We start from the raw sequence: 19,338 nt of genomic DNA on the forward strand, positions 1-19,338 counted from the left end.
AGTATGCGATGTAAGGGGTAAATATATATATCGCTGGGCTTTCACCCAGCGGGTCATACCCTCATCAAGAATAACGCTTTGCAGTAAATGAAGCTTGACCGAATATACTAGCGGCCAATTCTTCATCGGATATGCTGGTATCTTCGTTTGATTTATTGACCTTTGTTTCAAAGAGTCCTGGTGAATATGTGGAATTTGAAACGGTTTTGCTCTTTTGCTTACCTTGAGCAAATTTTGATTCAAATAAATCGAGCATTGTTCGTGCGTTGACATCATAGGGGTTACTATCGTTTTGAACTGCATAATTAAACGCTTTATGATTAGGATTGAGCTCAATAATTTTCTTAACTACCGCTATGGATGGGTGCTCAGGATCAGCTCCATGCTTAATTAAAGCACCAATTAGCCTGGAATCACCACCTCGCAATAGTAAGTAAGCAATAGGATTAACCGCGCAATAAATCGGTATGCCTGAATAGGTTTTAATGTAGAAGGTATTGTTAAACTCAACATGATGCTTTTTTAATATTGTTAGATTACGCAATGTTTTTTGGTGGGCGTAACTTTGGTGTATGGCAGCAAATACAGGGGACCAACCTTTCACTGTGGTAATGAAAGATGCCAAACCATCAGTGTTGTTCAACGCTTGTTTCAAGCTATACGTATCTCCTGAAAGCAATGATTCTTGCAATATGGCATAACTTCTTGAACTTAGAATATGGTCCTTTATGAGTTTTGCTGCTGCATGAAACTGTTGGGATAGAGCAAAAAAAAGAGGGGTACTATTTTGAAAGCATGCATTTTTAGTATTAGCCCCATTGTTAAGAAGGCATTGAACAACTGCTACTGCATCTAAAGAGTCACGATTAGAGCTGGATAATTGATTATTTATAGCGCGGTGCAAGGGTAGTTTTTTCATATTGTGATCAGGTATATCGGGGTTGGCACCCATATCAATTAATCTTTGGACTATTTCAACATTTTTACCATATTCGCAAACCAAACCTAACATGGTATGGCCATTGTCATCAAAAGCGTTAGCAGCCATATGAACTAATTTAGAGGGGTATTTTTCTGGGTGAAAAGATTCTAATATTTGTAGCCAATTATTCTTACCGTGATAAGGAAAAAAAGACATGATTTCCTTTAATTGCTCGATTTGCTCTACCGAAAGCTGCTCGTGACTGTCTATATAATTTTTTGAATTATTGAAATAATAACGCTTCATAATAAGTCCCTGTTCTTGTTTTTATTATTTTGCAGTCATTATATACACTAGTTCATAATTTTTGAATTTAAAAAGAGCAAAGGGTCCATCATTTTCAAAGACTGTGACTAATTAACAATCAGGGAACGTTCAGAAGTTCTTTTATTTGGGAAAAACAATAGATAGCGCGGTTGGTATGATTCAAAATGCGACAATCAATATGCATTCATTCGCTTATTTAATACTAATACTCTTTCCCTCTATAAAAGAGTATTAGTTAATAATTCAGTGTCTTAATCTATGCGCAGTATTAAAGCAAATCAAAACGATCTGCGTTCATGACCTTCACCCAGGCAGCAACAAAATCTTTTAGGAATTTTTCTTGGTTATCATCCTGAGCATATACTTCGGCATATGCGCGAAGAATCGAATTGGAACCGAAAACAAGATCTACTCGAGTAGCTGTCCACTTAAGAGCCCCAGTTTTGCGGTCACGAATTTCATACAAATTATTAGCTATTGGATTCCATGTGTTTGCCATGTCAGTAAGATTGACAAAAAAGTCATTGGTTAGAGCTCCTTCGTGTTTGGTAAAAACACCATGCTTCGTATTGCCGTAATTTGTGCCTAACATTCGCATACCGCCAACAAGGACTGTCATCTCAGGAGCGGTGAGTCCCATTAGTTGCGTGCGATCGAGCAAGAGCTCTTCTGCACTGACCGAGTAATCTTTCTTAAGCCAGTTACGATAACCATCATAAAGGGGTTCGAGCATAGCAAAGGAGGCTGCATCAGTCATCGCATCAGTTGCATCACCTCGTCCAGGAGCAAAGGGAACTGTAATATTAAACCCAGCGGCTTTAGCCGCTTTTTCGATACCAACATTACCGGCAAGTACAATCACATCAGCCACACTAACACCGGATTCGGAGGCGATATTTTCGAGAATGCTCAGTACTTTTCCAAGTCGTTGCGGCTCATTACCTTCCCAATCTTTTTGTGGCTTCAATCGGATACGTGCTCCATTTGCCCCTCCTCGCTTATCTGAACCACGGAAGGTTCGCGCACTGTCCCATGCAGTTGAAACCATTTCACTAATACTGAGACTACTAGCGGCTATCTTCTGTTTGACCGCATTTACATCATAATCGCTCTTACCTACAGGCACTGGATCTTGCCAAATTAAATCTTCTTTCGGAACATCAGGGCCAATGTAGCGTGATTTTGGCCCCATATCGCGATGAGTGAGTTTGAACCAGGCTCGAGAGAACACTTCAGCAAAATAATCAGGATCTTTGTAAAAGCGCTCAGCAATCTTTCGGTATATGGGATCCATTTTCATGGCCATGTCCGCATCGGTCATGATTGGATTATAACGAATAGACGGGTCTTCAACATCGACAGGTTTATCTTCTTCCTTGATATTAATCGGCTCCCATTGGTTGGCACCCGTCGGACTTTTCTTTTGTTCCCACTCATAATTAAGAAGTAAATAGAGATATCCGTTATCCCATTTTGTTGGGTGTGTTGTCCATGCACCCTCAATACCGCTTGAAACCGTATTACGACCAATACCTCTACTGATTTTGTTAAGCCAACCAAGACCTTGATCTTCAATATTTGCTGCCTCAGGAGCAGGTCCTAAACACTTTGCGTCACCATTACCATGACATTTGCCAACAGTATGACCTCCAACAGTAAGCGCGACAGTTTCTTCGTCGTTCATTGCCATACGTGCGAAGGTCACGCGAACATCCTGAGCTGTTCGAAGAGGGTCAGGATGTCCATCTACCCCCTCTGGGTTTACATAAATTAATCCCATTTGCACTGCTGCTAGAGGGTTTTCCAGCGATTCACGGTTTTTGTCAGTATAGCGCTTAGCACCCAACCATTCCTTTTCAGAGCCCCAGAAAATGTCTTTTTCGGGATGCCAAATATCTTCGCGACCAAAACCAAAACCAAAAGTTTTAAGCCCCATAGATTCATAAGCGATAGTGCCTGCTAATGCGATCAAATCTGCCCAACTTATCTTGTTGCCATACTTTTTCTTGATAGGCCATAACAAACGACGTGCTTTATCTAAGTTCACATTGTCAGGCCAAGAGTTTAAAGGCGCAAATCGTTGGTTACCCGTACCAGCACCACCACGACCATCCGCCTCACGGTATGAACCCGCTGCATGCCAGGACATCCGAATCATCAAACCACCATAGTGCCCCCAATCAGCAGGCCACCATTCTTGACTATCAGTCATCAATTTATATAAATCGTTCTTAAATGCTGGAAAATCCAGTTTTTTGACTTCTTCACGATAATTGAAGTTCAATCCCATTGGATTAGTTTTGGTATCATGCTGATGCAATATATCGAGGTTCAAGGTATTGGGCCACCAGTCTATATTCGATATGTTTGAGGAAGTAATACCACCATGCATTATTGGACATTTACTCGTTGTATTCACATTGTTCCCATCCATAACTCGTTCCCTCAATACTTTGTTAATCAAAATTTTAACTATAGTCCAAGAGATTAGTCTAAGCAATCAACGCTGCTATGTCTTAAGAAGGACATTAAGTTAAGAATATTTTTCTATATTCTGTCTACGTCCCGCGACGTGTTCGGGGTGATCCTGCTATGAAGCCTACATTCATTGGTTTCCGCGAACACGTCACGGAACGTAAGTTCTAGGTAAACAAGCTTAACTTAGTGCCATTAGACCATGTTTCATCTGCTTCAACCCTTGTGCCACTTTTTCTTTACTTAAGGCATAGCAAAGACGTACAACATGTTTTCCTTTATCCGGATTTAAATAAAAAGAGCGTCCAGGAACCACGGCAACTTTGGCCTGATCCAATAACATGCGTGCCATAGTGGCATCATCTTTAATGCCCATGCGTGAAAAATCAGCCATGATATAATAAGCGCCCTGAGGAACGGTGACTTCAAAACCAATCTCACGTAACTCACGAACTGTATGATCACGTTTTTCTAAATAGGTTTGACACATTTTTTGATAATAAGTTTCTTGTAATTTGAACGCATCGATCGCCGCATATTGTAATGGGGTTGCAGGGCACACATACAATAAATCTTGAATCAAGGCCATTTTTGCAATTATATGTGCTGGACCACTGGCATAACCTAAACGCCATCCCGTCATATTATAGGTTTTTGAGCATCCTGAAATCGTAATCGTGCGTTCTTTAAAATTTTTTAAACTGGCAAACGACACATGTGTATAACCAGGATAAGTAATATATTCATAAATTTCATCAGTAATAACGGCTAAATTATAGTGTTCTGCAATTTCGCCAATCGCTAATAATTCCTGCTCAGAAAAAACTTTGCCACAAGGATTACACGGTGTGCAAATGATAATTGCACGGGTTTTAGGAGTAATCGCTTGTTCAAGGTCAGCGATTTGAATGCTTAAATCATGCAAATTAATAGGGACCGCTTTAACATTAACTTGATACAGCTCCAAAATATTTTTGTGGTAGCCATAGAACGGTTCAAACAAAATAACTTCATCTCCTGGATTAAACAAAGACATCGCCGCACAGACAAATGCGCCAGTAGAACCGTGGGTCGCCAGAATTTCTGTTTCGGCATGAACCGGGATTTTATTAAACGTTTGAATTTTATCGGCAATAGCATGGCGTAAATTGAATACCCCTTCACAAGCAGAGTACACATTTTTTTCCTGTTCAATCGCACGTATAGCCGCTTGTTTGATAATCTCAGGTGTGGGTAAATCACAAATACCCTGACCTAAATTGATGCCGCCAATTTTTTCACACTCCGTGCTCGCCGCACGAATACCCGATTGACGCAAGGTTTCACTCACTTGACTCGTTTTCAGCATGTTGTTAGTTCCTTTTGATTCTTCGTCCTGCAGAAAAAGAAATTCCTGCCTCGTTACTGCTTTTTACTAAATCATTGCAATCGTTTAGTACACTCATTCACAAAAATTGAGGTGGGAAGGCAAGGATACCATTTAAAATTTATACGCCCAAAATATTTAGTTCGATATGAATATGTTATTTGAGTTTCCAAAATTTATTCTATATATTTGTCCTCATTTTGAACTTAGGGGCCAAACAATGTTCTCGAGAAAAGAAATAAAATTAGAAAAAGTTGGGATTAGGTTAACAGAAAATTCCCATTTCCCAGGCAGGCTTGCACCTTATTTTGTGTTCGGTATTGACCACCATGGAATTGGTAATGGAATAGATAATATTCAATGGTTTGCTACGCGTATATTTGCTTACAATGATTTTATAAATTCTGCTGAATGGAAAAACCTGCATCCCAAGGTGATGATGTTAATGTCGTCTTCGAGCGACTGCGAATTCTGTTCTAACGAGCTAAAAAAACCAGAGGATATTCTTCGCGAATTGCACAAAGTATTTGAGTCTCCCGTGCTCGATCAATTTATAGAAACGCTGGATAAGAGGGTTGATATCTCCGAGGCAATCAATTCGGGTATAACGCTTCACAGTAGCCCCAAAGGAAAGCAAGTAGTGGAAGCAAAAAAACAAGCGATGGAACAAGAAAATCCAACCGCTATTGAAAAAGTAACCTTGTCGTAAGAATTTAATGGATTTGGTAAAATCGTTTCTTGTATCTTAAGAAACGATTTTATGGGCTAAAAATCTAACGTCGGGTGTGCATCCAATCTTACTCATACTACTCTAATAACATTAATAGATTAGAAGTCGATATTGGACTCTATTTTCTTTTAGTTAAAGTGGTTGGCGTAATCTTACCAACCTCTTCTAATTCATCCTGACAAACAGTCCCAAGTTTATCCCTAAAAAAGCGCCGTGGAAAATATACTACGGGTTCTGGCCTACTTTCCTTTGTACTGCGTTTCTCTCTCTCAAATTGAAATGGGAAATGTGATTTAACATCAAACATTTTTTTGTCTTTTTCCAATCCTTTAGAAAGTTCTTTGTGTTGTTCCATAGATAATGCTTCTTGGAGCGCAATAGGTAACACTTCAATAGAGTTTTGGAGGTTACCTGGACAGTTTAAATTTTGTAATAACTCCCACTTTTGGGGATCTGTTTCCTTGAGGTTAGGATCTAGATTTTGTGTTAACTCGTTATTCAACGCAATGAGTGATGAATGCGCTAACTTCAGAATAACTGTTTGTCGTTCAACAGGAAGAGTACGAAACAATACAACCATCTTATTTGTATATTCAATGTCTTCGTCATGATGTATCACTTCAACACTTCTGCGCTCTAAATATTCGACTAATTTAATTTCATCAACACTGTTGCATAGCATGAGTTTTAGATATTCAGTATCACCATATGCACTGAACTTCACATTTGGATTTGGAAAATAAGCTCCCAGCGATCCGTCTTCCTTAATTTCCCTAGCTCCAACAATTCTTTCCGGAGCTAAATAAGGTAGCATATATTCCATGGCTGCTTCTGCATTACTTCTTTCAACCCCTTGAGTTTGGCGAACTTTGCCATCATATCCAACACCAAAACTGATGTGACGCGCAATAGAAGCAGCTTCATCACAAGAATAAACATAAATAAGTCCATTTTGTATACCGTAAGTGGCTGCAAAATCAAACGCTGCACAAAATTTTATATTGGCGGAAGTTGAAGTTATCCCACCGGACCAGCCCACTTTTTCGCCTGTGGTCTTGTATACATCATTGACGTAAGGCTTACTAATCACACCAGTTTGGAACGCCCATACACTGACAAATTGAGGCGCCAATCCTTCTTTAAAAGCTACAGCTGGTTTTCCATAATCCCCATCAGGCCGTATTGTTCTAAACTGCATTTGACCGTCCCGTGCAACAAATTCAGCTTGATATTCCGGGCCTTCCAAGGTTTGCTTAATGAAATTAACTCTATTTTTTCTAAACTCTGGTGAACTAACCATTAATGAATTAGCTAAAGTATTTACAATATTTTTTGCATCTTTTATAAATTGTTGTTGGTCTAAAATGTTTTTAGGATGATCAATTTGTTCACCTTTCTTTTTTCGTTGGTTAATATCTTTTGCTTCATCTGAAGCAAAATAGTTTGCTACATTTTTCTCATATTCGTCATATTGTTTAGGATTTCCACTTGCTAAACGAATTGCCTCTTTTGCATCTAGTTCCGCTTCATCAAAATTTGAAATTAAGTTAGTTCCTGCAGATAAAATTTTACTCTTTGCCATTAATAACTTATCAAAATAATCATACAATTCATCCACAAGTTTATTTAGTTTTTTTGTGTCTTCTTCAGAACTTGATTTATTCCAATTATCGATTTCCTCAGGTTTATCATGAATTAATTTAAGTGCTTTAAATTTTATTTCTTCTAATTTTTTATTATCATTTTTGTAGGTAATGGATTCTTGAGCTAATTTTAATAATTCAACCCGTTCTTCAAATTTTAAATTCTTCATAACATACTCAGATTAATTAGATTAGATAATGGTATAATAAAAATATTAAGGATTGATTAAATAATGAGCTCGATGGATAGATAAAGCGCGTTCACTGTCTATTTAAAGGCAACGTCAAGTTTTAATAGGGTGGTGTTGGGGATGGGTTTGAAATCATGAGAATGTTTAAAAAATGGACAATTTACTATTTAGATGGATGGGAGTTGCAATGAACTATCATGATATTAAACGATATTCCGAATACAGTTGACCTGTGACGTAAAATCGACCCTTTTGTCATCTTTATATTTTTGCAACACGACCATTAATTTGATATGGATTACCGCCTGCGGGGGAATGTCATCAATATAGAACAAGTAAGTTGGGCCTAAGCCCAACCTCATTTGTTGTTCTGCAAGAGACAATTTTTATTAGATTAAAGACCGAGAGTCATACGTGCATCCAAATCTTGTTCTATACTGTTTTTAACAAAGTCTCTATCTTCTCTACCGACCCAGAAAAAAGTGTGTTGACGGTTTTTAAGAAAAAATGCATCTTGGTCTTTTCTATATTTAGTCACAAATTCGGGTACCTCTGGAGATAAAGTTCTCGGCCCTTTCTCAGTAATAAATTCCTTTTTAGCATTCCAACTGTTGTCGTTGTTCACAGCTTTTTTAAATTGTTGACGAACCGCTCTGATTACAACTCGATCCTCTGGAGTTATTGGATTGGGTTGAATTAATTCTTGGTCGCGATCTTTTTTCCATAAGTAATAAAAAAGAGGGGAAAATGGAAGCAAAACGACAGAAACAACAGCCACAAATATACCGTTTTGATACCACTTCCTGTTATTTACTTGCTCTTGATAGAGTCTTTGCATATTAGGTTTGATAAGCTCTTCTTCGCTTTGCGTGAGTTCGATTGCGTTTCGACCTATACGAACTCGTAGGAGATTATCCTCTAACACGTTCACGATTTGGGTTCTTCTCTGTTTTTTTAGCTCATCAGGGGATGTATAGATGTTCCCCACAGTAGGATCAATTTGTTTCATCAATCGATTTAAGTCGTTACCTGCATTCACATAAGAATTATGTATGCCTACTCGAAATTTTACTAGAGGATCATCACTTTTCAGTGCCGCTTGATATTCTTTATCCTCTTCGGCCCAAATAATCTCGCATTCTTTTTTCTGCTTTTGGAATTTTAATAGCAGATGATCCAGATATCGCGCTGCATAAATTTTTTTTGAACTTGTATCAAGAGCCTGGTGTATCTTTTTTTCCAATAGCTCTTGAGTATTTTGTTTTAACGCGTCATCGATCTGATCTTTAAGCAAAAAGGGTACAAATTCTTTTGCCATGAATATCACTCCATATTTAGTAAATAAAAACGATTTTTAGTACTGTTCCTGGAGCGCATGATAACTAAATGATCAATAAATTGATACATTGACAAAAACGACGTTTATCAACCTCATGATCCTCTTTATTTTATTCACCAAAAGCCCATAATTGTTTGTTACGATCAATAACATACACCGTACCATCATCAGCAATAGCAGGTGATGAAACGCCACCAAGTACACTGCTGTTTTTATCCACATCATCAAGATTTAAAGAAAATGAATGGAGTCCTTCTTGAGCGTTTACATAAACACGATTCCCGGAGATGGCAGGGGATCCTAGTGCAGCACCAAGTGAATGTTCACTCATTTCAAATTGACGCAGCAATCTTCCTCCCGCATCTAAAGCTACTACCGATGTGCCTGCAGTAAAATAAATTTGACTAAGAAAAGAGGCCGGGGGTGATTGTATGGCTTGTCGCGCTTTATACCATGGTTTTAATAATTCAGAACCTGTTAACAGATCATAAAAAGCTAAAGTACCATCTTGCTGACCTGTTGCGACCATACTGCTTAAAAAAACAGCCGGGGAAGCTCTTAATCGTGGTTTTGCTGAACGCTTACTCCATAAAGGTTGGAATTGTCGATTTTGCCAACGAAATGCTGATAGTTGTTTGTAATTATCATCAACTACAATCACAGGTCTGGAAGAGAACGAACCAAAATCTGCAATAGCAATTGATGGCTCTGCCCACCCAAATAGTTGTTGTAAAGTCGGACCACCCCCGCTTGGTTCAAATTCCATACCATTGAGGAAATCCCAAATACCACCAAAAATACCGCCAAGAGTTACGCCTCCAGTAGTTTCAACAGGTGGGATGGGATATTCTGAAACGAAAACATTACTCACTACTTGACCTGTTTGATCGATAGCTAATAATTCCATTCTTGAGACAATTCTTGTGAACAGCACAGGAATAAAAATTAGTGGCTCTTGTGTATTCCATATTTTAGGTGATGATAAAGTATATCCATCTGTTATATTTCGATTTGGATTGATTGGAAAATTGAAAATCCATCGTAATTGCCCATTGGGAGTTAAGCTGTGTAGTTTACTGTGAGCTACATAAGAATAGACGGTGCTGCCTCCTCGATGATCACGCACTTTGGCTCTATGAGTAGTGATAACATAAATATTGCCATTCTTATCCACTGCTGGGCTTCCAGCAATGGTACAACCCCGTTGATCCAGCATTTTTTTCCATCTTATCGAACCAGTCGGCAAAACAGCCACGAGTTCACCCATTAAATTGCCAATATAAATGGTTCCGTCATTGCCAATGACTGGTGAAGCAAAGGCTACAGGACCTACTTCTACCTGCCATTTTGCAGAGGATACAGGCATATTAAAAAGCGGGGCAAACCCCTGGCTGGCTGCATTTGCTTGAAATTGATTCCAGTATGCCATTTTAGTAACTCCTTTTACTTTGAAACTACAATCTGCTTCGTTGATACTATGTTTAATATAGTACATTTGACTGTCAGTCGGTGTTATTAACTAACAATCGATCTATTTTTATATCAATTTATTTTTTAGAAAATGATATTAATAAATGGTTTTAATAGATCTTTTTAAGAGTCTGAAATTATAATTTACTCGTATAGAAATGAGCATTCATTGGAGGATATGACTCATGTTGATTCCTGAAATATCATTACTGGATCATCTTCCTGGCTACATTGGTTGGAAGGATTTAAACCGACATTATGTAGGCGCAAACAAAGCTTTGCTAGAATTTAAAGGTTGTACTGATGTCGAAGAAGTTGCTGGTAAAACAGATGAAGAACTGTCCCCTTATTCTATTGAAGAGAATCAAATATTCCATCAGCAAGATTTATGCGTATTGAACGGCGAAAAAGTATCTACCGTGCATTTAGATTCAAAAACTAATGACGTGTTTCTTTTAGAAAAAAGTCCTTTAACAGACCAAAACAATAACGTAACTGGATTGATTTATCATTGTCGTCCATGTCCTAAGAATGAGTTGTTTAGGCTGTTAAGTGAGTTCGATGAGCAATTGCATTTAAGTACCCATCATTACACGCTGAAGGGCAACGAAAATAAATATGCATTGTCAAACCGTGAGTGTGAATGTGTTTTTTTATTAATAAGAGGTAAATCCGCCAAAGAAATAGGGGCTTTGCTTTCTCTATCAACACGAACAATAGAGTCTTACATCGAACATATTAAAAATAAAATGGATTGTAAAAATAAAGCGGAACTACTGGTAAAAGCAGTGTTAAATGGTTATCACAATCTTATCCCGGCTCGATTAAATCAGGCTGCTATTATAAAGTCGCTTTAATGCGACGGATCACCGTATAAATACGGTAGTTGAAGCGGCTCAGAATTTTATATTATTTTTACGAATTTAACCGCATCATTTAAGGAAATCCACATGCGCCAGTTATTGATTACAGTGTTTATTTTTGCTTTTTCTCAAACCGCCTCTTGTGCACCCGTCTTCGAAGTTGTTCCTCTTGGAGTTTATGGTGGTATGAAAGATGGAAATTTATCTGCTTATTTGTTAAAGACAATCGAGAGCGAAAATTATGTGGCTCTTGATGGGGGGACTTTGGTGCATGGGCTTGCAGTTGCAGTCGATAAACAATCGATGCGTAATAAAAATGTTGAAGATTTGCTGCAAAACCATATTCCAGCGTACCTCATTTCTCACGCTCATCTTGATCATCTTATGGGGCTTGTGATGGCACAACCCGAACTGCGAGAGCAGCAAACAATTATGGCACGCGAAGAAACTATGCAGGCATTGCAAAAGAATGTTTTTAATTGGTCCGTGTGGGGGAATTTTGGCGATAAAGGAGAAATTCCACACTTGAATTATCAGCACTATCAAACGATGCCATTACTCCAGTGGGTTGCTATTCCTAATACTGAACTGCATGTCAAAGCGTTTCCTTTGAGCCATAGTGGTATGCCATCCAGTGCTTTTTTAATTCGTTATAAGACTGAATACATCTTATATTTTGGTGATACTGGCGCTGATAGTATTGAACAATCGACAAGCATGGAGAGTATTTGGAACGAGATTGCGCTACTCATAAGAAATAAGCAACTGCACGCTATCATGCTCGAGTGCTCATTTTTAAACTCTCAACCCGATAACAAATTATTTGGTCATTTAAAACCAAACTTATTTATGTCTGAGTTACGGCAATTGGCGTCGATTGTTGATCCATTAGACTTAAGAAACTCTCTACGGGGATTGCCAGTTGTGGTTACTCACATCAAACCCAGATTATCAGACTTTTCAAATGCTAAGGACGATGTAGGAATACAGGTTATAAACGAACTGTCCCAGGAAAATGATATTGGCGTAGAATTAATTAAACCTAAGCAAGGTGTAACGTTAAATCTATAATCGATGCAAGTTAGCGACAGTAAGACTGGGCTGATAAGCCCAGCAAACCAATGTGACGAGATAAGGCTATTTGACCTAGGGTACGTCATCTTTTTATGCAAAAGATTTTTTAATGTTCAATATTGATGGCAATAATACATTGCTCCCTAAATTCACGCCATTCCTGCGTGGGCGGGAATCCATCTTACAAACATAGTAAGGAATTACTTTGATGATAGATTCCCCATGCGCGGGAATGACACTATAAACAATTTGTCCATTAAAAACCCGAAAAATTGTTCAAAAAAATACGATATCTTGGATCAGTTGAATCGATTAATAAACCGGTTCCACTAGGGTCAATTGATAATTACTATTCAATTCATCCAGTGCACTCTTTATACATTCTTGGCTTGCAGAGAGTCCGTTTTGGTCGCTTAGAAAACCAAGCATCCTCACTGCGTTCGAATAGAATAAATTCATAATACTCTGGTGTTTGAAGACAGGGTGCAATAAAGCTCGTTGTAAATAATCGCTCTTCGATTCATTATCCCAATCATCTCTCTTCATTACCGTTTCGATGATTTGTTGGGCAACTATTAAGCTTATGACTTCTAATTGTTCTCTACTATATGTATCCATTAAACGATCAAGTTCATTAGTTAAATGATTAACTAACTCGATATGAGCTGGTGTGGGTTGAACTAATGTTATTGGTGATAAATCTAAGAACTTTGCTCCAGTTAATTTGGTATTGTTCAAACGAACATGTGTTAAATTCGCGCCAATAAGAATGGCTCCACTTAAATCAGTACCACTTAAATCAGCTCGAGATAAATTGATTCCCCTCATATCAGCGTATTTTAAGTTGGCATATTTTAAATGGGCGTCACTTGCATCAACACCAATTAATCGCGCGTACTCCATCTTCGCATTCTTACCTTCTAACCAAACATGGGTAAGTGATGCCTGCTCGAGATTTGCTCTTGAAAAATTAATTTGATTTCCTTCTGGGGTGGTTTCATTAACCTTTGAAAAACAAGTCTGATCCAGATTGGCTCGATTAAGTCGGGCATCACCAAAATCAATTTCGCTATTAGGAGTACAATATGCATTACTAAAAATTGTTTCCTCTAAAATCGCGTGATTAAAGCGTACGCGACCAGAGAAAAAGGCTTTTCGCATACTCGTACTGATTAGCGAACTACGAGTGAAATCAACATTCTTTATATGGGAGCTCGATAAATTGCTCTCATTAATAAGTGAATCTGATAGAGATACATTATTTAACATGGATTGCGGTAGTTGGCTATTTGATAATTGTGATGCAATTAAGTTGGCATTTATTATTTTTGCTCTTGCTAAATACAACCCATTCCATTGTGCTCTTGCTAAATTTAGATTCGTAATGTCGAGAAGAGGGCCGTCCAAATAATCAATCGGAAGTAAGGCATAGGGTGCAGTATTATGTCGAGCTAGTTGACTGCACGTCTCTTGATTCAAAAGGCGACTCAATTCAACAGAAAGGTTATTGTCCGCGTCTGATTTTAATAAGTTAATTTTTGCCATGGAGTGTTTAAGCAATAAGTATTGATATCTATCTTTAGGCTGGCTACCTTCTCGTTGGCCAGGGTGCTGTGTGATGGCTTGGGTAATTGTGGTTAAAGTCCTGTTTGGGAGTGCAATGATATCTTTTGCCGAAGCAAATGCTGTATAAAACAAAAATTCATCCAAACTCAACGTAGTTTCTTGTGCTTTTATAGTTAGTTTCTCAATTAATCCCAGTTTATAAAACAAGGCCGAAATCGGCACCAAACTTTTAGATGCTCTTAAAAAGAGTGCAAGTGTATCCAGCGGTACATGAATATTTTCATTCGAAAGGGCAGGTATTTTATACCCTATAAATTCAATCAATTTATTGAGCGTTATATTGATCCCAACCTGTCGCTGGGGAGCGGTGTGGTTGTATTGATTAAGTAATAAGTCCAATATGGATAATCTTTGTAGGGGATTTTGAATTCGATCTTGAATAATATTTAATATAAACGTGTCAACTCCCTTTTGCCTTCGTATGAATTCCCCACACCAATAATTAAATTCAATGAGTGATTCAATCGTGGATAATTTATTTCTTAGCTCGCATTTAATTTCGTCAGGAATCGGTCCATCAGGGCCTACAACAGCATTAAGCATTTTATTAATTTCCTCAATTGATTCAAATTGAGAAACAATTTCTTCAAGAAGGGGCTGTGTAAGTGAATGTGTCATTTATAATATTCTCCAAGCAATATGGGTCACTATTGTGCATTTTGCTGTCGTATTATTCAATGTCTTTACTGATACTTCAAAGCTGCTTTTAGGTTGAGAAGAATGTTGAATGGTACTTGGCTGCGGTCTCTTAAGCTAAAGAGGTGCTCAAGAGGCAACTGCCAAGCAAATAAAGTATGCCTGGTCGCATTAAATGTATACCTGCGACATGTTAGTGGGAGCGGCACTTAAATGACTATCTGTTTGTTGCGTTTCAAGTTTCCAGAACATATCTCTGGATACAGATACAACTTGAAGTTTCTTTAAGGTTTTATTGTCTTCATCAATAAGCAAATCAATTAATTTTTCATTGGAACTCGCTTGCGGGCGGCGCATAGCGGCATATTTTGAAGATAATCTTACTTTTTCATTTAGGGGCTTAATCTCAGTAAGATAGTAATCCAATCGTTCCTCAAGAAGTTCGTTTGCATCGAATGATCTCAAATAGTTACTTAGACACAGATCTGCATCCAGCTCAAGAAACACTTTGATATCCAATTTTGAACGTAATTGTTCATTTAAAAAAATATCAGCCCCAAAAATAATGATATCGCCCTGGGCATTGTCGATAGCAGATAATAGTAAATCGAGCGATTCATAAGCAGAACTATCAATCAATTGAGTCTTCTCTTTATTTAATAGAGAATAACATTGTTCACTGAACGCCTTAAAATCACTACCTATAGGTCCACAAACCGCTAGAATTGTCATTGCAATCACCATGATGGATAAAAAAGCGGCAAGTATACTTTGTTGTTAACCAATTTGAAATCATTAAGTCGAAATAGGTTGGTCCTTTTGACTCAATTTGTGATGATAAAGTTGCACATTTTTAAGAAAAAAGGAAAATGAGAAAAAAGTCTATGAGGTAATCTTATGAAGTTAATTGTTTTTGGTGGTTTACCTGGGACAGGAAAAACGACAATTTCTAAAATTATTGCCAAGCGCTTAAAAGCGGTTTACTTACGAGTAGATACTATTGAGCAGGCCTTAATTAACATAGACGGTTATCCTGAGGAATTGATAGTAGGCTCAGAAGGGTATTTAATCAGTTATGCAGTAGCTCGAGAGAATTTGGACCTGGGTTTAAACGTCGTGGCCGACTCGGTTAATCCAATAGCGATAACACGCCAACAATGGCAGCAGGTAGCAAAACAAACTGAAGCAGATATTATCGAGATTGAACTAATGTGTTCCGATGAGCAAATACATCAAAGTCGAGTAGAAGGACGCGTTGCAGATATAGATGGCCATGAACTGCCCACATGGCAAGCCGTTTTGGATCGTAATTATGAACCGTGGGAAAGCAAGCAAATTATGATTGATACGTCCAAGTACTTAATCGATGAATCGATAGCGATCATTATGAATTTTATCACTTCTAAGCAAGCGTAAAACAAGTGCGATGGGTCATTTTACCCACACAAAATACAAAAAAAATTTTGTTTTTGAAGGTGATTCTCTATTTAATTTATTAGAATCGAATAAATTCGAGCTTTTTTTAGATATAATTAATCCTTCTCTAAGGAAAGTAGTTCTACGCATATGACATTAAAATTAACTATTCAAAATATGACTCATTTGAAAAATTAAATTTTTAGGTGACATAGATGATTTGAACAAAGCAAAAAAAACTTTATCAAACTGTACTATTGAGGAAGGAAAATCCATCGATTGGGAAGATATAGATGCTCCGCAAGTTTTTGCCTCTTTTGATATGAGTATTTTAGATTTATATAAGAACATTCAAGATCAAAGTGTTGCGCAAGTGATTTTAAATTTCATGGATGAAAATCAATTTATTATTTCACCTCGCAATCGTTATTTGCTGCAATATTGGGATTATGAAGCGACAATGATTGTTAGGGGAGAAAGTAATTACAAATCATGGAGGACGTACGAGTGTAGTCATCTTTCGTCGCCTATCTTATTGAATGCCATATTAGATGAATGTGAAAAGAAAAAATATGTACCTGGTTTTCAGCAATTATTTCAATTTCTTGAGCGTTCTGAAAAAATGAAAGGAGACTATTTGAATCCATCGCTCTATATTTGCACACCTTTTAAGCTTGCTTTTGAGGAAGTGCAACAATTTATCAAAATAAATGAAAATAATTTATTGGGTACTGAAAGTGACAGAAGAATACATGGCAAGTATCACTTATTTTTATTTGATAAAAAATTAACAAAAGTTTTTGAAGATTATGCATCTGAACAAAAAACTCTCCAGATATAATGCAAAAGCAAGCGTAGCCAGGGTGTAATGAAGTGAAACCCGGGTTTCGGTTCATTGATGGTAGGAGCCTTTGGAAACAAAACAAGCGACTACCGGATGAATTTGCTTGTTATAAAACAGGACGGTGATAGCCGCTTTTGCTTCCAAAACTTTATCGAATTATTATTGCAAGCATTGTTGATTTGCAAAAGCCTCTGCTTCAGAGCGAGTTTTATTCATACCCCCACTTGAATAGGCAAACTTGTAATTATCGATATAACATTGCAATGAGTTTTTAGTGTAAAACTTTGAAGCTTCGTAATCACTTATCTTCGTGGCAACGTTCTTCGCGTCCGATCTGGTTTTATTCATGCCATCGCTTGCGTAAGCGAATTTGTAGGAGGGTTTAAAAACGTTTAAGTAGGCTGCAGGGCAGGGTTTACTTATTATTAAGGTGGCAAATTTTTCTGCTCCAGACGATGTTTCATTCAAACCATCAGAGCTATAAGACCATTTGTACGCTTCTTGAAATACATCGCTCTTATTTCCACATGTGACATCATTAGGTGTACTTATGACGGCTTCAATTTGATTGGAGAGCTCTTCCGTCATTTTGCGTTGTTCTGGGCTTAATGAATACTCAGTATAATAAATTTGTTCTGCTAACCTGTATATTTTTTCATATAAACTAGAATTGCTTGTAGATGCCATGGCTGACATAGATAAAGAACCCAGTATTAATAATACTGATTTATTTATAGTTTTCATTATTTCCACCTATGTTTAAATTCAAAAATCCTAGCGCAGCTTAACAGGAAAGGAATGGTTTTTTAACTCAAAGAGTGTCGAAAAGAGAAATAATTTTGTGAAGATTAAACACCCTCATTTTCTTTAAAACGCATCAACGCTCGCTATGGCTTACCCATCTCAGTTGCTTCTCAAGGTGTGCAAATACTGCTACAATTCTAAGTGCTGCTGCAGTTTGTATGACGATTTAAGAAGCATCCTTCTAAATATCGCCCATTTGTCCATTTATCAAGAAGATAAGTATTATGGCATTAAGATCATTTCGGCTATCACTGGTAACCCTCATTATTATTTCATTATTAGGCTGCTGTATGGAAATCGATATTTCCTTACCCAGCTTTCCTAGCATTATGAAGTTCTTCGGTAGTACCGAAGCCCAGGTACAAAGTACATTAAGTCTTAATTTTTTAGCATTCTGTCTTTCTGGGTTGTTATATGGACCATTATCTGAATCTTTAGGGCGGCGTGGTTTAATGATTTTTGGGGCAACTTGTTTCTTAATTGGAGCAGTGGGTTGTGTCTTTTCATTTTCCATATACCAATTAATGTTTTGGCGTTTTATTCAAGGTTTAGGTGCTAGTAGCACGGTAGTGCTCGGCTTTACCATGATATCTGATCGATATAGTGGTGCCGTGGCTGCAAATTATATTGGTAAGATTAACGCCTATGTCACTATTTTTATGGCAGCAGCTCCGATTGTAGGCAGCACGCTCATCAGCTATTTTACTTGGCGAGCTAATTTTACGTTTATTGCAATTATTGCATTGATTTCATGGATTTTTTTGGCATGGCAATTACCGGAAACTAAAAAAGAAAAGCAGCCCTTAAAGCTTTCGACCATATTTAATGACTATCGAACCGTTTGCACGCATAGTAAGTTTTTAATATATGCCAGCATGCCAAATATGTTAGTTACGGCCTATTTAACTTTTGTGGGTAGTGCTTCGTTTTATTATATTAATACGTGTAACTTGTCTTATTTCCAATTTGCGATGCAACAAGGGTTAATCGTATTAATTTTTTCGCTCACCAGTTTTTATGCAGATAAAATAATTAATCAAATTGGCAGTCGAAAAGCGGTCTACTTAGGGATGGTGTGTTGCACCATATCAATAGTACTACTCACTTATTTTGCGTTTAAATATCCAAGTTATCCACGTTTGATTACATTTGCAATGTGCTGGATGGCGTTTGGTTGCGCCTTTCCAATGAGCGTGACCTTTGCAAAATCATTAGAAATTTTACCAGATCTCAAAGGAGTTTGTTCTTCGTTCATTATGTCAACCCGGTTGTTATTTTCTTCTGGGGCCGTAGCGTTAACAGGCGTTTTGTTCGATGGTTCGATGCGTCCTGTTGTTCTAGTTATTGATGGCGTCATCATTTTGGGAATGTGCATGTACATTATAATGGAACGAATGACCATGCAGGATGAAGATCTCTCCAAAGCGACCAGTATAGTCATTTAAATCTCAGATCATATAGCCTGGTTGCTGGCAACCAGGCTATATTTAACCCCTTAAGTGATTAACATCGCATTAATTCACCTTATATAATCACATAATAGAGCATCTGCCTGAATCTTTATTAGTATTAGTTGTCTTAAGCTCTTGTTTCATCTCGACTGTTTTTTGAG

15 protein-coding genes are annotated in these 19,338 nt (G+C 37.6%); 6 read left to right on the plus strand and 9 right to left on the minus strand.

From position 1 onward, the window contains the following. Window positions 1-64: 64 nt before the first annotated feature. The 3 genes from ACWTEW_RS20515 to ACWTEW_RS20525 form a co-directional block, all read right to left on the minus strand. The gene (locus ACWTEW_RS20515) at window positions 65-1,228 is read right to left on the minus strand and encodes an ankyrin repeat domain-containing protein (protein WP_454780361.1); all 1,164 of its coding nucleotides are present in this window, start codon (window positions 1,226-1,228) and stop codon (window positions 65-67) included. 289 nt (window positions 1,229-1,517) lie between these two features. Then, a complete protein-coding gene (katG, locus tag ACWTEW_RS20520) occupies window positions 1,518-3,683 on the minus strand; it encodes a catalase/peroxidase HPI (RefSeq protein WP_454780362.1) in 2,166 nt (721 codons plus the stop codon). A 222-nt stretch (window positions 3,684-3,905) separates the two neighbouring features. Beyond that, window positions 3,906-5,072: a pyridoxal phosphate-dependent aminotransferase gene (locus ACWTEW_RS20525; protein ID WP_454780363.1), complete on the minus strand. Its 1,167-nt coding sequence runs from the start codon at window positions 5,070-5,072 to the stop codon at window positions 3,906-3,908. Between the two features lie 238 nt (window positions 5,073-5,310). Here ACWTEW_RS20525 and ACWTEW_RS20530 point away from each other — a divergent pair, with 238 nt between their 5' ends. Beyond that, a complete protein-coding gene (locus ACWTEW_RS20530) occupies window positions 5,311-5,799 on the plus strand; it encodes a hypothetical protein (protein ID WP_454780364.1) in 489 nt (162 codons plus the stop codon). 139 nt (window positions 5,800-5,938) lie between these two features. On the opposite strand, the gene ACWTEW_RS20535 is transcribed toward ACWTEW_RS20530, so the two are convergent. From ACWTEW_RS20535 to ACWTEW_RS20545, 3 genes are all read right to left on the minus strand, one after another. After that, complete coding sequence (locus ACWTEW_RS20535; protein ID WP_454780365.1) at window positions 5,939-7,633, minus strand: hypothetical protein; 1,695 nt, start codon at window positions 7,631-7,633, stop codon at window positions 5,939-5,941. Between the two features lie 415 nt (window positions 7,634-8,048). Next, window positions 8,049-8,972 carry a hypothetical protein gene (locus ACWTEW_RS20540; protein WP_454780366.1) on the minus strand — a complete coding sequence of 308 codons (924 nt, stop codon included), beginning with the start codon at window positions 8,970-8,972 and terminating at the stop codon, window positions 8,049-8,051. Between the two features lie 130 nt (window positions 8,973-9,102). Beyond that, window positions 9,103-10,422, minus strand: coding sequence for an outer membrane protein assembly factor BamB family protein (locus tag ACWTEW_RS20545; RefSeq protein ID WP_454780367.1), 1,320 nt, complete (start codon window positions 10,420-10,422; stop codon window positions 9,103-9,105). Window positions 10,423-10,648: 226 nt separating this feature from the next. On the opposite strand from ACWTEW_RS20545, the gene ACWTEW_RS20550 reads away from it, so the two are divergent. Beyond that, window positions 10,649-11,320, plus strand: coding sequence for a helix-turn-helix transcriptional regulator (locus ACWTEW_RS20550; RefSeq protein WP_454780368.1), 672 nt, complete (start codon window positions 10,649-10,651; stop codon window positions 11,318-11,320). A 93-nt stretch (window positions 11,321-11,413) separates the two neighbouring features. After that, window positions 11,414-12,397 (plus strand): MBL fold metallo-hydrolase, encoded by a 984-nt coding sequence (locus ACWTEW_RS20555; RefSeq protein ID WP_454780369.1) that lies wholly within the window; start codon window positions 11,414-11,416, stop codon window positions 12,395-12,397. 315 nt (window positions 12,398-12,712) lie between these two features. On the opposite strand, the gene ACWTEW_RS20560 is transcribed toward ACWTEW_RS20555, so the two are convergent. Further along, window positions 12,713-14,644, minus strand: a complete 1,932-nt coding sequence (locus tag ACWTEW_RS20560) for a pentapeptide repeat-containing protein (protein WP_454780370.1) — start codon at window positions 14,642-14,644, stop codon at window positions 12,713-12,715. A 189-nt stretch (window positions 14,645-14,833) separates the two neighbouring features. Beyond that, complete coding sequence (locus ACWTEW_RS20565; protein ID WP_454780371.1) at window positions 14,834-15,394, minus strand: nucleoside/nucleotide kinase family protein; 561 nt, start codon at window positions 15,392-15,394, stop codon at window positions 14,834-14,836. A 165-nt stretch (window positions 15,395-15,559) separates the two neighbouring features. Here ACWTEW_RS20565 and ACWTEW_RS20570 point away from each other — a divergent pair, with 165 nt between their 5' ends. Both ACWTEW_RS20570 and ACWTEW_RS20575 read left to right on the plus strand, forming a co-directional pair. Continuing rightward, the gene (locus ACWTEW_RS20570) at window positions 15,560-16,078 is read left to right on the plus strand and encodes a P-loop nucleotide/nucleoside kinase family protein (protein ID WP_454780372.1); all 519 of its coding nucleotides are present in this window, start codon (window positions 15,560-15,562) and stop codon (window positions 16,076-16,078) included. A 220-nt stretch (window positions 16,079-16,298) separates the two neighbouring features. Further along, the gene (locus ACWTEW_RS20575) at window positions 16,299-16,919 is read left to right on the plus strand and encodes a hypothetical protein (protein ID WP_454780373.1); all 621 of its coding nucleotides are present in this window, start codon (window positions 16,299-16,301) and stop codon (window positions 16,917-16,919) included. 162 nt (window positions 16,920-17,081) lie between these two features. Here the strand turns inward: ACWTEW_RS20575 and ACWTEW_RS20580 are convergent, their stop codons facing one another. Continuing rightward, entirely contained in the window at window positions 17,082-17,666 is a 585-nt protein-coding gene (locus ACWTEW_RS20580) for a hypothetical protein (RefSeq protein WP_454780374.1), read from the minus strand. A 284-nt stretch (window positions 17,667-17,950) separates the two neighbouring features. Here ACWTEW_RS20580 and ACWTEW_RS20585 point away from each other — a divergent pair, with 284 nt between their 5' ends. Continuing rightward, the gene (locus ACWTEW_RS20585) at window positions 17,951-19,171 is read left to right on the plus strand and encodes a multidrug effflux MFS transporter (protein ID WP_454780375.1); all 1,221 of its coding nucleotides are present in this window, start codon (window positions 17,951-17,953) and stop codon (window positions 19,169-19,171) included. Window positions 19,172-19,338: the final 167 nt, after the last annotated feature.

Source organism: Legionella stuttgartensis (assembly GCF_977063405.2).

Bases quoted from the DNA above. Each gene is read 5' to 3' on its own strand.
- ACWTEW_RS20515 (WP_454780361.1), bottom strand. From the start codon at position 1,228: ATGAAGCGTTATTATTTCAATAATTCAAAAAATTATATAGACAGTCAC.
- katG (WP_454780362.1), bottom strand. From the start codon at position 3,683: ATGGATGGGAACAATGTGAATACAACGAGTAAATGTCCAATAATGCAT.
- ACWTEW_RS20525 (WP_454780363.1), bottom strand. From the start codon at position 5,072: ATGCTGAAAACGAGTCAAGTGAGTGAAACCTTGCGTCAATCGGGTATT.
- ACWTEW_RS20530 (WP_454780364.1), top strand. From the start codon at position 5,311: ATGTTCTCGAGAAAAGAAATAAAATTAGAAAAAGTTGGGATTAGGTTA.
- ACWTEW_RS20535 (WP_454780365.1), bottom strand. From the start codon at position 7,633: ATGAAGAATTTAAAATTTGAAGAACGGGTTGAATTATTAAAATTAGCT.
- ACWTEW_RS20540 (WP_454780366.1), bottom strand. From the start codon at position 8,972: ATGGCAAAAGAATTTGTACCCTTTTTGCTTAAAGATCAGATCGATGAC.
- ACWTEW_RS20545 (WP_454780367.1), bottom strand. From the start codon at position 10,422: ATGGCATACTGGAATCAATTTCAAGCAAATGCAGCCAGCCAGGGGTTT.
- ACWTEW_RS20550 (WP_454780368.1), top strand. From the start codon at position 10,649: ATGTTGATTCCTGAAATATCATTACTGGATCATCTTCCTGGCTACATT.
- ACWTEW_RS20555 (WP_454780369.1), top strand. From the start codon at position 11,414: ATGCGCCAGTTATTGATTACAGTGTTTATTTTTGCTTTTTCTCAAACC.
- ACWTEW_RS20560 (WP_454780370.1), bottom strand. From the start codon at position 14,644: ATGACACATTCACTTACACAGCCCCTTCTTGAAGAAATTGTTTCTCAA.
- ACWTEW_RS20565 (WP_454780371.1), bottom strand. From the start codon at position 15,394: ATGACAATTCTAGCGGTTTGTGGACCTATAGGTAGTGATTTTAAGGCG.
- ACWTEW_RS20570 (WP_454780372.1), top strand. From the start codon at position 15,560: ATGAAGTTAATTGTTTTTGGTGGTTTACCTGGGACAGGAAAAACGACA.
- ACWTEW_RS20580 (WP_454780374.1), bottom strand. From the start codon at position 17,666: ATGAAAACTATAAATAAATCAGTATTATTAATACTGGGTTCTTTATCT.
- ACWTEW_RS20585 (WP_454780375.1), top strand. From the start codon at position 17,951: ATGGCATTAAGATCATTTCGGCTATCACTGGTAACCCTCATTATTATT.